This is a genomic window from Fibrobacter sp., assembly GCF_045601785.1.
Classification (GTDB): domain Bacteria; phylum Fibrobacterota; class Fibrobacteria; order Fibrobacterales; family Fibrobacteraceae; genus Fibrobacter.
Genome location: NZ_JAZSAF010000057.1, coordinates 72589 through 85080, shown reverse-complemented (window position 1 = coordinate 85080; position 12492 = coordinate 72589). Strand labels below are relative to the sequence as shown.

11 protein-coding genes and 1 tRNA gene are annotated in these 12492 nt (G+C 52.8%); 5 read left to right on the top strand and 7 right to left on the bottom strand.

Translation table 11 applies throughout. From position 1 onward, the window contains the following. Window positions 1-2 precede the first annotated feature (2 nt). A complete protein-coding gene (gene coaE, locus ACKI61_RS08940; RefSeq protein WP_407457389.1) occupies window positions 3-572 on the bottom strand; it encodes a dephospho-CoA kinase in 570 nt (189 codons plus the stop codon). A 4-nt stretch (window positions 573-576) separates the two neighbouring features. Further along, on the bottom strand, window positions 577-1446 hold the full coding sequence (locus ACKI61_RS08935; RefSeq protein WP_407457388.1) for an EamA family transporter: 870 nt from the start codon (window positions 1444-1446) through the stop codon (window positions 577-579). 82 nt (window positions 1447-1528) lie between these two features. Here ACKI61_RS08935 and mscL point away from each other — a divergent pair, with 82 nt between their 5' ends. Beyond that, on the top strand, window positions 1529-1972 hold the full coding sequence (gene mscL / locus ACKI61_RS08930) for a large conductance mechanosensitive channel protein MscL (RefSeq protein WP_407457387.1): 444 nt from the start codon (window positions 1529-1531) through the stop codon (window positions 1970-1972). A 111-nt stretch (window positions 1973-2083) separates the two neighbouring features. On the opposite strand, the gene recF is transcribed toward mscL, so the two are convergent. Genes recF through ACKI61_RS08910 form a run of 4 tightly spaced genes read right to left on the bottom strand, consistent with a single transcriptional unit; the run spans window position 2084 to window position 6638 of the window. Continuing rightward, entirely contained in the window at window positions 2084-3307 is a 1224-nt protein-coding gene (gene recF, locus ACKI61_RS08925) for a DNA replication/repair protein RecF (RefSeq protein ID WP_407457386.1), read from the bottom strand. After that, entirely contained in the window at window positions 3304-4359 is a 1056-nt protein-coding gene (locus ACKI61_RS08920) for a hypothetical protein (protein WP_407457460.1), read from the bottom strand. Before ACKI61_RS08920 ends, recF begins: the two co-directional genes overlap by 4 nt. Next, window positions 4359-5966, bottom strand: coding sequence for a hypothetical protein (locus ACKI61_RS08915; protein ID WP_407457385.1), 1608 nt, complete (start codon window positions 5964-5966; stop codon window positions 4359-4361). Before ACKI61_RS08915 ends, ACKI61_RS08920 begins: the two co-directional genes overlap by 1 nt. A 39-nt stretch (window positions 5967-6005) precedes the next feature. Continuing rightward, window positions 6006-6638, bottom strand: coding sequence for a LolA family protein (locus ACKI61_RS08910; protein WP_407457384.1), 633 nt, complete (start codon window positions 6636-6638; stop codon window positions 6006-6008). 126 nt (window positions 6639-6764) lie between these two features. Between ACKI61_RS08910 and ACKI61_RS08905 the strand changes: the two genes are divergently transcribed. Then, complete coding sequence (locus ACKI61_RS08905; RefSeq protein WP_407457383.1) at window positions 6765-7895, top strand: hypothetical protein; 1131 nt, start codon at window positions 6765-6767, stop codon at window positions 7893-7895. Window positions 7896-8292: 397 nt separating this feature from the next. On the opposite strand, the gene ACKI61_RS08900 is transcribed toward ACKI61_RS08905, so the two are convergent. After that, window positions 8293-9348, bottom strand: coding sequence for a hypothetical protein (locus tag ACKI61_RS08900; RefSeq protein WP_407457382.1), 1056 nt, complete (start codon window positions 9346-9348; stop codon window positions 8293-8295). A 158-nt stretch (window positions 9349-9506) separates the two neighbouring features. Between ACKI61_RS08900 and ACKI61_RS08895 the strand changes: the two genes are divergently transcribed. The 3 genes from ACKI61_RS08895 to ACKI61_RS08885 all read left to right on the top strand — a co-directional run bounded on the left by ACKI61_RS08895 (window position 9507) and on the right by ACKI61_RS08885 (window position 12466). Continuing rightward, window positions 9507-10940: a glycogen synthase gene (locus tag ACKI61_RS08895; protein ID WP_407457381.1), complete on the top strand. Its 1434-nt coding sequence runs from the start codon at window positions 9507-9509 to the stop codon at window positions 10938-10940. A 43-nt stretch (window positions 10941-10983) separates the two neighbouring features. After that, window positions 10984-11057: transfer RNA gene (locus tag ACKI61_RS08890), tRNA-Ile, on the top strand. 134 nt (window positions 11058-11191) lie between these two features. Then, window positions 11192-12466 carry a saccharopine dehydrogenase family protein gene (locus tag ACKI61_RS08885; protein WP_407457380.1) on the top strand — a complete coding sequence of 425 codons (1275 nt, stop codon included), beginning with the start codon at window positions 11192-11194 and terminating at the stop codon, window positions 12464-12466. The last annotated feature ends 26 nt before the right edge of the window (window positions 12467-12492 follow it).

Here is a 12492-nt window from a genome sequence, read left to right as displayed (position 1 = left end):
GACTACTTCAGAATATCTTTAACCTGCGTCCGCAGGTGATCTTCATCAAGGGTATTATCGATAAAACGAAGCCTCTTACCGGGGAAAAGGCGCTGCCAATATTCCTCGCTGTCGCGAGAGCGCTGCAGTTCAATGCGTCGACGCGCATCCTCTTCGCTGAACCCCCGCTTTTCCATGAGGCGCTTCAAGCGAACACCTTCAGAAGCGGTCACCACCCAAATTTCATCGAGACGCTCGACCAGCTTCGGAACATTTTCGAACAAGGCTGCTTCAACAAAGGCAGGGTTTGCCCGAAGCAGATAATCCGTCAACACCGGATACACCAGCGATTCAAGTCGCAACCGTGCCGAAGGATCCTTAAAGACCAGTTCCGCCATACGCCCCCGGCTGATTCCCTTTTCGGTCAGCATGTCCGCGCCAAATCCAGCGGCAATCGCACTACGCAGTTCCTGGTTGTCACGGTACAGGTGATGCACCGCGACATCAGCATCAATGACGCGTATTTTACGTTCCCGCAAAATCGCACCGACCAGGGACTTGCCCGCACCTATGGAACCGGTAATGCCTATCATATTGCTACTTCCCGAGAGCGATCATGCAGATACCTAGAATCACGCCTAGAAGTGCTACGAACTTCATCTTGCTCTTGCGTTCCTTGAAGAACAATAGCCCCGCAAAGAACGAAATCATCACGCTGGAGCGGCGGAACACCGTAATAATCGAAATCAGGGCATCGGGATCGCTCACCGCCACAAAGTAGCAGCGGTCCGCAATAATCAAAAGAACAGCCACCAAGAGCATCGACCATCGGAACTGGAAAGGAGTCGCCTTGTGGCGCCTAGGATACCAGGTCACCGCACAAATGACGAACTGCCAGAGCATCATGTAGATGCTGAACCACACCTGCACCGTCAGCGGGTCGAACTTCATCCGTTGCAGAATAAACTTATCGTAGACGCCGCTACATGCCGCAAGGATTGTTCCCAGCACCATGCAGATGACCCAGCCATTGCTAAAGAAATGTCCCATTTCCTTGCGGCCGGCAAGGCTCAAAGCCACATAGGAGCAAATACAAACGGCAACCCCCACCCACTGCAAGGCGAAGGGGCGCTCCCCCATGAACGTGACTGCAATAAAAATCGTGAATACCGGGGCAAGGGCGCGAATGGTTGTCGCTATACTTAGGGGCAAGTGCGCAAGGGCATTATAAGTCAAAATCCAGCTGCCACCCACGATGGCGGCCTTACCGAACAAGTAGAAATGGCTCTGCAAGGGCATGCTTTCGCAGTGCCCCGTCAAAAGCAGGGGGCTCATCAAAAGGGCGTAAAAGGCACTACACAGGAATAGCGTCACGCGGACAGCATTATCCTGCACCGACTTTTTCTTGGCAAGGTCGTAGCAGCCTAAAAAGAACGCCGAAAGAAGGGCCAGAATAAACCATGACATAGCGCACAAAATTTAGAAAACACTCTTGCCAAAGAGATGTTTTAAACATATTTTTATCTTAACTTCAACAAAAGGAACCAATATGGGTATCAAAGGTAAAGCTACATCCCTGATCGAAGAATTCAAAGCCTTCGCTCTCAAGGGCAATATCGTCGACATGGCCATCGGTGTTATCATCGGTGGTGCTTTCGGCAAAATCGTCACCTCCTTCGTCAACGACATCGTCATGCCCTGCGTAAACGCCCTTATCGCAGCTGGTGGTGCAGAAGGTGCCGGCGAAGGTCTCAAGGCCCTCACCTACACAACCGCTTCCGGCGCACAGATTCCGTACGGTGCATTCATCGGCAATATCGTCGATTTCTTCATCGTTGCCATCGTGGTGTTCATCGTCATGAAGAAGTTCCTCGGCTTCGTGCAGAACATGCGCAAGAAAGAAGAAGAGAAGCCTGCCGAACCGCCCGCACCTCCTGAACCGAGCGCCGAAGAAAAGCTTCTCACCGAAATTCGTGATTTGCTGAAGAAGTAATTGAACGAGGTTTGGGGGAAGTTTCCCCCTGGCTCGCATTTCATTGCTCGCCACCCTCTCTAGCGGGGACACCCCGCAACGCCCCGATTCTTCGGGGCATTTTTTTAAGGACTAGCTGCCCAACTTGATTTCGGCATCGGGCGTAAAGGGCATTTCTTCTAGTTGTGGAGTCGCAATAATTACCTGACAGCCCTTTTCACGAATCAGAGAGGCGACCGCATCGCGGCGGTGAACGTCTAGTTCCGCAAAGATATCGTCCAGCAAAAGAATCGGCTTGCTCAGGTAGCGGCTCGCCACATCGACCGCAGCAAAGCGCATGGCGACGGCAGCAGAACGGCACTGCCCCTGCGATCCCGACGAACGCATCTCGGCCCCGCCGATGCACACGCCAAGGTCATCGCGGTGCGGCCCCGCCAAGGTGCCACCAAAGGACTTCTCCGCAATTTCAAGCCCAGAGAGCTTGCGACCATAGGCTATGCGCAGCGATTCTTCGTCAACGGTGCCATCGTCGCATTCACCCGAGATATTGTCTGCAATGCGGTAGGGCGCTCCACTTTCAGCAACCAATGCGGCTCGATCTAAGTCGGAACCGTCGAGGAACTCCGCCCCGTCAAGCGCATCGAGTTCCTTAAGAATTGAGCTCTTGTAGGCACAGGTAATCTCATCGACGCCGCCCGAAAGCCTGCGGTAATACCCCGTAATGACAGGGGAAATCTCCTTCGACAGCGACAATCGGGCCGCCCAAAGCTTTGCTCCCAAGTCTACTAACTGCTCCGTCAAAATATGGAATAGTTCCTCGCCGCCGACAGGGAGCGCACCGTCATTACGCTTGTAATCGCGAAGCCACTTGTTGCGCTGCTGCAACACGCGACGGTAGCGTCTCAAGATAGATGCATTCGCCGCCGAGCGAAAACAAAGGATTTCATCGAGCCAGCTGCGGCGAACTTCAGGGGCTCCCCGCAAAAGTTCAATATCCGAAGGTTGCATCACCACCGCCGGAAGGCTTCCAAAAAAAGCCGTCGGGGACTTCAGCGACTCTCCGTTTTCGCGCACTTCGCAACTGCGGCGACCCACGCGGACGGCACGGTTCACAAGGCCTGCCGAACGTTCCTCTTCAAACTCGCCACGAATCAGGAACAGTTCCCCCTTCCAGGCGATAAGTTCCTTGAGGTCGCGAGCCCTGAAAGAGAATCCCTGCGAAAGCAGATGGACCGATTCCAAAAGCGTCGTCTTGCCGCAACCGTTTGCGCCATGCACCACCGTGATGCCAGGTCCGAATTCACACTCGAACGCAGAAAGGCTGCGGACGCCTTCTATGTGGATTCTGGAAATCACGGAATGTAGCCCCGCAGACCAAAGCTGAGCGGAGTCCAGATACCCGCTTCCGTTTCGTAAATCAAGGCGTAGTTCACGTCAAAGGGAACTTTCTTTTTCCCGATGCGAATATTGAACTTGTAGCCTGCGCCAACGGTCCAGTCGAGATCATCCATGCCCAGGCGAAGAGTACCATCGGAAATCACTTCATATTCAAAGCCGACGCGGCCCGTCCACACATGCAGATCCGGATCAAAAGCCAGGAACTCGTCGGCCACCTGGTAATCAATCGCTTCCATCCAGGCGTAGGCCGACTTGCCAAGCAGCTTGGTGCGGTAGCCAAGTCCAATCTGCAAAACCTTCGGGCGCACGCCATCGGTGCTTGCGACAGAATTGTCTGTGCTCGTATTCTTGCTCCACTTTGCAGACAAGTTTTCGCTAAAGCTCAAGTTGCGAATTACGACCGAAGTAGACCACTTGTCATTCCACTGCCTAAGCCAACTCAGGTTGAGCGTTACTGGGCTGCGGTAGTCATCGACGAGTTCCACGCCATCGTAGTATTCCGCGATGTCCAGGTTGTCGTAGCTCATCGAAAGCGAAAGGCCGAATGCGTCTCGACGCGTAGCACGGTAGGCAAAGCCCAAGTACATCATGGTAAAGTAAGGTGTCGCCGTTCCCATGGTCTCGTCATCTTCGTTAATCACGTCGAAATTCAAGTCGCCACGGTAAAGCATCGCAAAGCCTACCCCCATGCGCTTTCCAATCTTCGATTCCAGGCCTAGAGATCCGCCCATACGGTCCAAGTCGCGCTTTTCGGCATTCAACGTATAGGCAAAGTTTTCGCGGAAACCAAGGATGGCAGGGTTCCAATAGGCCGCCGGCATCGAAGCCGTATCGGCAGAACCCGTGTTGCCACGGCCGAGTTCACGCGTACCCGCGCCCATGCGTTCCACAAAGCCATCGAAGCTACCGAGCGTCGCGCGTTTCCCTGCAAAGACCGGGGATACAAGCAAAATTGCCAAGGCAGCGGCAAACCAAGGACAGCAAGCAAAATTTTTCCGTCTAAGCATCATCACTTGTGCCCTCCCAAGGTCATCACCTTTCCCCAGCCGATATGGCCGTGGTTGTCCTTGACACGCACATAGTAGACACCCATGGTGCAGGGCCTACCCGTCTTATCCTTTCCGTCCCAGAAGTCTTCTTTCGGATTCGTGCTTCGCGAAGCGTCCGCATCGCGTGGCGCATTCTTGACGATGGTGCGGATTTTCCGCATATCGTAGCTGAACACGTCAATCGTAATCTTCGATTCCTTGCCGACCTTATAAGAGACCAGCGACTGGTCCCCTGCCGTAATCACCGAAGGGACCATGCGGATGGAACCTAGGTTGCCGCCCAGCTTCGCTCGGTTCAGAATCGTCGACCAGGTCTTTCCGGAGTCGGCCGACACCGAAATTCCGTTGCCATAAGTCGCAATCGCAAGACCCGTCAAATTCTTCTTCAGCGGGAACGAACAGATGGATGTGATGATTGCATCGCGGTCCGTAGCCCCGGTCTCGTAGCCGTAAAGCCACTGGTTTCTACCGTCTTCATCCATGTCCCACGCACGGATTCCCGCTGAATCCAGCTTGAGATATCCGCTAACAGAACCGCCCGAAGTCCCTACCGCCACAAAAGCCGTCTTTCCGATAAAGGCGACTCCGCTCACGGTGTAGTCCGCGTCATCATAGACATCCTTCTTCTGAGCCTTTCCCGCCGTATCCAGGAACGCCACCTTCGAAAAATCCTTCGCCTTTTGGCGGAGCACCCACAAGGCGCCCTTCACCGATTCCTTTTCCTTGTAAGACGTTTCCGCAATAATCTGAAGCGGGTTCCCGCCCATCCAAAGGCCCGTCACGCGAGCCATCGTATCCAACTTGACGGAAACCTTCGTGACCTTGCCATCCGAACTACGCTTCCAAAGCCCCTTCGATGTTGCAAGCCAAAGCTCCCCCGTTTCGGGATGCAGCTCCACATCGAATACATATGGATTTTTCTTGGCGCTCCACTTGTAATTGGACTTGGCAAGTTCCAATGTCTCAGAAGAAATATTCAGCGCATAATTTTCCTTTTTCGCCGAGTTCTTTCCCGAAAAATCATATAGACCAAGCCCCGCTGCCCCGCGCGCCATCCAAAGCTGCTTATGGACAGAATCGTACGCGAAACCGCTCACAGCGTAATGCATGGCCGTGTCAAGATCTTCCATGGCTTCAAAGACATCAAACGGAGTCTCGACGATGTTTTCCGCACCGCGCACCGACAAGAATCCCGACGGCTGTAGATGATTGCCATCGTCATCGAGGCCAACCATCGGAAGCACGTAGCCCAACTTTCCAGCGTAGACCGACGGAGTCCGCCTATGTTCGGCAAGCACATCGCTAAATATGCCGTCCTGTACCGCTGTCATGGAATCCGAGACCTGGCCCTGTTCAGAGCCTGCGACCTGCACACCCGACGTTCCCAAATTCAAATTCAAAAGAGTTACGCCGCTATAGATGTCTCCGCGGGAAAACACCCAAAGCGCACCGGGCTTTCCGGCTTCGTTCACGTTCAGCGCATAATTGCTAAAGAGCGTCTCCGCGGCATACGAGGCAACAGACAACCCTCCCAGCAATATCGTCATCAAGCATTTTTTCATCAGCATCATCAACATCCTTTTAGCGATGCAGAATCTCCACGCGCCTTACCGCATGTCAATTTCATCGACTCCCTTGAGCGGCTTATACTTGAAGTCTTCTGGGGCGACCGACTTCATTACCTTCAAATTCACAATATTGTACCAGGAACCGTTCCCGGAAGGATCCACCGTGTAAAGACGCTTCGGCGAAAAGTCTTTCTTGGAAAGCCAAACCTCCATTTGGGTAAACTGACCTGCGTACTTGGACGGATCCAACTTCAGCACCCACAGTTTTTCTCCTGCAAATTCCCCCTCCGAAATTTCCTTTGCCTTGCAGTTCAGATACTTAAACAAAAGCTCCGACGGGTGCAGGGAGCTCGACAAGTCTTCGACAGACTTGATCAGCACCTGTTTTTGCTCCATGTTGTGCTGCCACAGGCTTTCGCCGTCGCTATAGAACTTGATTCCCGCCATGTCTAGGACAAAGCGGTTGCCTTCAGCCACGAGGAGCTTTCCGTTCTGGGATGCGATATCCGGGGAATCCGCATAGAACACTTGAACCCTGAAATCGAGACTCCAGGCTTTCCCCGACTTGAACCAAGCCTTTGACTTTTCCATGGCCTGGTCAGCCGTCATCGACATGGTAGGAACCACGACAAACAACAGTGCCAGTGCAAGCAAATGAAACAAACGGCGCATTTCAGGACTCCATATAATAAGGAATATTGGCAAATTTACAAAATTACGGTCTTCGTCAATTGGCTTTCCTCCTTGGAAATTTCTATCTTTGCACAAGAAAAAATTCAATTCTTATTGGAAACTGATATGCGCAAACTGATTTTGCCCCTGGCTATGGTAGCGTTCACTGCTGCGTTCGCCGCTGACATCGAAGTCCACGGCGACGTAAACATGGACTATGCCAGCTATTTTGACAGCGACTTTGACCCCACCAACGCAGGGAACCAGGATATCGACCTCGCCCTCCATGCCCATCTTGATGAAAACATCTCTGTCATCGTCATGGGAACAACCCATAGCACATTCGTCAACGAGAACGGGGACCTTCAGGAATCCGAGGTTCGCCACGGACTTGCCCGTTCAACCGCCATGGGCAGTGATGGCCGCAACAACTCCTTCGATTTCGACGGAGTCCAGTTCCGCTGGGACGTAAGCCACCAGGTGAGCCTCGTCTTTGGCGACATGACCTACAGTGCAGGTGCGTACAACTACTACTTCTGGCGCGATGTTTCTCGCTACGCCGTTATCACCCGTGAACAGAAGCTGCGCGGTGTCGGTCTCGATGTCGGCAACGAAAAATACGGCAAGGGTTCTTTCTACCTGGGTGCATCCGACAACACGGACCACACCATCGCCATGTTCGCCACCTACGCATTTCCGCTCCTAAACCACACTGACGAGCACTTGATTATTACCCCCAGCCTCGACTGGGTGTTCGGTTCCGAAATCGATCGTACTCACACCTATGTTCTAGGTACCGAAGTCGATTGGAGCAAGAGCTACGAAAAGTTCAACTACGACATCTATGTCGTTTGGGGCCTGCATCCATACAAGGGCAAGGGCGTCCACTCCTTCTTGCTCGAGCCCAGCATGAACTACGCCATCTTCAACCTGGCCGCCACGTTCGCCTACACCATCACCGATAAGGAATACGACGCGGCTCCGCAGCTCATGACGGACGACCAGATGCTGTTCGCCATCGAGCCCAGCTTCAACATTCACAAGAAGTACACGATGGGCGTGAGCTACGAATACCACGACCCCGATGTCGAAAAACACAAGGACGACTTCACCTTCTTGGGCATGAACCACTACCTCTACCCCACCATGAAGACCGAAATCGTTATCTGGTACGGTTACAACTTCACCGACACGGACAACACCCCGTTCGGCAAGGGAAGATTCTCCCTCGGTCTGAGCGGCAAGGCAAGTTTTTAGACCGCTCACGCCCAATCATAAAAGTACGTACCCAGAGCGCTCGCTCTCGTAACCACGCCTCGTTAATACGAGGCGTTTGTTACTCACGGACTGGAGCTCCAGCATAAAGCATTCTTCACCAGGTTTTGCTCGGTGTTTTTTGTATTCACGGCCCCTTCTAACGGGCTTCATACGCCAGCAAGAGCCTGCCCCGGACCAGTTCCGGGGTAACGCCTGGCTCGTTCGTCACTAATTTCGCAGTCGGCCTAAACTCAGCCTGAAACTAGCCTCTATTTATTTTCCCACCTATAAACAAAAAGAAAGGCGAGATTGCTCTCGCCTTTCAAAAAATTTAAGGTTTTACCTGAGCGCTCACAGCTCAATGCTCAGAGCGCTTAGCGCGACCTCAAAGCCGTTATTACTGACCGAGGAACTTGCGGCCGATGCCGTATTCGTCCTTGTATTCCACGTAGTCAGGAACGAAATCCTTGGGGAAGGAGAAGGAGACATTCACGGAGCACTGGAACTCGTTCATGAGTTTGCCCTTGCCACCCTTGATAGCCTGCTTCTTCTTTTCAATCTTTTCCTGACCCTTCTTGCCAACGAGGACTTCAGCTTCACACCAGCCACCGCTAGCCTTGGCAATAGCTTCACGACCATCGGTAGACACGACCTTGATCTTGGACGGGTCGAGTTCGGTGTTGTTACCCGTCGAGGCCCAGAACTGGAGTTCACCAGAGAGAGAGCCCGGAGCCATCTTGATGGTCGGGAAAGCCATCACGTAGCCCCACTTGTCAATACGGCGGCTAACCGGTTCACCAATCTGTTCACCGAAAATCAGGAAGTAGCCGCGAGTGCCCTTACGGCTCTTGTTCAAAGCGGCCTTCACGTCGGCGTTTTCCGGAGCCATTTCAGCAATCTTCATAATCTGGTATTCGCTCACCACCGGGTCAGATTCGCCTACGGCATCAGAGAGGTTCTTTGCGACATAGGCATTTTCAGCTTCGGTGCGAATGGTCTTTACGGCAGCTTCGCCAGCACCCTTCGCCTTGGCGGTCACGAGAGCGGAATCAATCTTTGCAAAAGCGTTCACGATTGTACCATAGTCCATACCTTCCTGGGCAGCCTGCTGCTTACCGATCGTAGCGAGCTTGGTCACATATTCTTCCACGACTTCGGCCTTCTGGACATCAGCCATGTTCACGGAAGCCTTGTCAAAGTAACCATTGATCAGGTCGCTGTTCAAGTCCTTCTTGGCTTCGGCTTCGGCAGCGCGCACTAGGGCGAGCGTGAAGTTATCATAAAATTCATCAGACATACTGCCTTTCTTCTTAGCTTCGAGATAAGAATTGATGGCATTGCGATAACGACCTTCTTTCAGGTGTTCGTCACCACGCTTTTCGTTGGTACCCTTACAACCGACCATCGTAAAAGCGACTGCGGCTGCCAAAGAGGCGATTAGCATTTTTTTCATTTTTGATTCCTTCAGTTGATGTTTTCAACTAATATAGATAGATTAAAAGCTTTTTTTCGCAAAAAAACACTTTTGGTACTTTCATTCTAAAAATAATTAAATAAATTTATGCTAAACTTACTTCGTAAGTAAATTTTTGTTTGGAGAGTCAATAAAGGATGAACATCCTCGTTGTAAGCCCCGAAGCCGGTAACTGGAGAAAAACCAGCCCACTGGCGACTGCGGTCAATCGCATGACCGACGCTTTCGCTAGCGCCGGGACTACAGTTATAACCTGTTCGCCCTTTTTCAAAAGCCTTCTTGCAGACACCGACTCCTACCATTGCGTATTCAAGGGTGTCGAAAAATTGCAGAACAAACCCTATGAAATTTGGGTATCCGAAAAGGACCCTCTCCACACCTACATATATAACGAAGAATACTTCGGCAGGCCCTATGTATATGGCCCACCGCAAAGCGCCCCGTATACAGACAACCACATCCGGTTCGCCTTCCTCGCATCGGCGGCACTTGCCTACGCCGAAGACTCGCACTTCCAGTGCCAGGCCGTTCTGGGCCACGAATGGGGTGGAGCTCTCGCGGGCGCCCTCGCCCAGACCACCTACCAAGATTTCGCGGGAAAGATTCCCTTTTTCTTCACCGTCCACAACATCACCTACGATTTCCACATTGCCGCAAGCGAGATCGAAAAGATCGGACTTCCTGCCAAGGATTTCAACATGGACGGCTACGAGTTCTGGGGCAAGGTCAGCCTCCTGAAGGCAGGCATCCTGTACGCCACCAAGGTGCTGTTCCCATCGCCGGGCTACCGTGACGCCATGCTCAATACCAACTTGCCCGGTGGCATTAGCGGATTTTTGAACCGTTGCGCCGACAAGCTTATCGGCGTCCAGTTCGGCGTAAGCTACAAGGTCTGGGATTTCAATCTCAACGACAACTTGCCCATCAAGGAGGCCAAGGCTCGCGCCAAAGCCAAGTTGCAGAGTCAGTTGGGAGTTGACTTCAAGAACCGCATGGTGCTCTATGTTCATCTCGATGAAGAAGCCGGCAACACTTCGGAAACGCTTGCCACCGTTCTTTCCGACATCACGCGACTCGACATCTTCATCATCATCGGGCTTTCGTCAAACAACAGCGAATGGGGTTACTACCAGGACTTCGCCCAGCAGTATCCCGAAAACATGTACCTGCAGGACCTGGACAACGACAAGGACGACGGAATCATTCTGTTGCGCGACACCCTTGCAGGCTCCGATGCCTTGTTCGCTGCCAATCTCCGTGAACCGTCTTCTTCTATCATCCTGAAGGCCATGGCAGCAGGCACACTCCCCCTGACAGGCCGCACTGTGGGTGTTGCTACAATGCTTACGAGCTACGCACTTGAAACTGCCGGCGAAGCAAACGCCTTCCTCGTCGACGATGCCAACGCCCCACACCAGATGCTGCGCTGTGTCAAGGATGCCTTGAATGTCTACAAGACCGAAGTACAAGACTGGGACAAGTGCGTGGTGAACGCCTACAGCGGGTTCCATTACGAATGGTGCAGGACCATTTCCAAATACCTGCTGATTTTTGGGGAACTCGGACTTTAACGTCCCTTTTTCCGAAAAAAAAGACTATATTTGGCGCACTATCGGGACTTTAGCTCAATTGGTTAGAGCAGCGGACTCATAACCCGCGGGTTCCGGGTTCAAGTCCCGGAGGTCCCACGAAAGACGGATTCTTTTGAAGAACCCGTCTTTCTTTTTTGTAATAAATATGCAAGACTACGAGCGGTAGTCAGACAATCTTTCTTTTCTATATTTATTCTCAATAGAATATAACCTTATAAGGAGCCTTTGAAATGGCAAGAGCCTTGATTATCGGTTGTGGCGCAGTGGCCACGGTTGCTATCAAGAAGTGCTGCACCTGCAGCGAAGTTTTCAGCGAAATCTGCATCGCTAGCCGTCACCGCGAAAACTGCGAGAAGCTCGCTCAGGAACTGCGCCCGAACACGAAGACGGTCATCACGACTGCCGCCGTGGATGCGGACAAGGCCGAAAATGTCTCTAAGCTCATCAAGGAATACAAGCCCGACCTGGTGATGAACATCGCGCTCCCCTACCAGGACTTGGCCATCATGGACGCCTGCCTCGAATGCGGCGTGAACTACATGGACACGGCGAACTACGAGCCCGAAAACATCGACGATCCCGAGTGGCGCAAGGTCTACGACAAGCGTTGCAAGGAACAGGGTTTCAGCGCCTACTTCGACTACAGCTGGCAGTGGGCTTATAAAGAAAAGTTTGAAAAGGCCGGTCTCACGGCACTGCTCGGTTCCGGTTTTGACCCGGGTGTTTCCCAGGCATACTGCGCCTACGCCCTCAAGCACCAGTTCGACACCATCGAAGAAATCGACATTCTCGACTGCAACGGCGGCGATCACGGCTACAAGTTTGAGACGAACTTCAACCCCGAAATCAACCTGCGCGAAGTTTCCGCTCCGGGCAGCTACTGGGACACCGACGCAAACGGCAAGGGTCACTGGGTTGAAATCCCAGCCATGAGCATCAAGCGCGAATACGTGTTCGACGAAGTGGGCAAGAAGGACATGTACCTCTTGCACCACGAAGAAATCGAATCCTTGGCCCAGAACATCCCAGGTGTGAAGCGCATCCGCTTCTTCATGACGTTTGGCCAGAGCTACCTCGACCACATGCGCTGCCTCGAAGACGTAGGCATGCTCAGCACCCAGCCCATCAACTTCCAGGGCCAGGAAATCGTGCCTATCCAGTTCCTCAAGGCTCTCCTCCCGGACCCGGCAAGCCTCGGCCCCCGCACCGTGGGCAAGACGAACATCGGTTGTATTTTCAAGGGCAAGAAGGACGGCAAGGACAAGACCTACTACCTGTACAATGTTTGCGACCACCAGGAATGCTACAAGGAACTGGGCAGCCAGGCGATTGCTTACACGACGGGTGTGCCTGCCATGTGCGGCGCCATGATGGTGCTCACCGGCAAGTGGAACAAGCCGGGCGTACATACCGTGGAAGAATTTGATCCGGATCCGTTCATGGAAGCCCTCACCAAGTACGGCCTCCCGTGGAAGGAAAACTTTAACCCGGTGCTGGTGGACTAGAGGTTGTGAGGTATGAGGTCGCGACC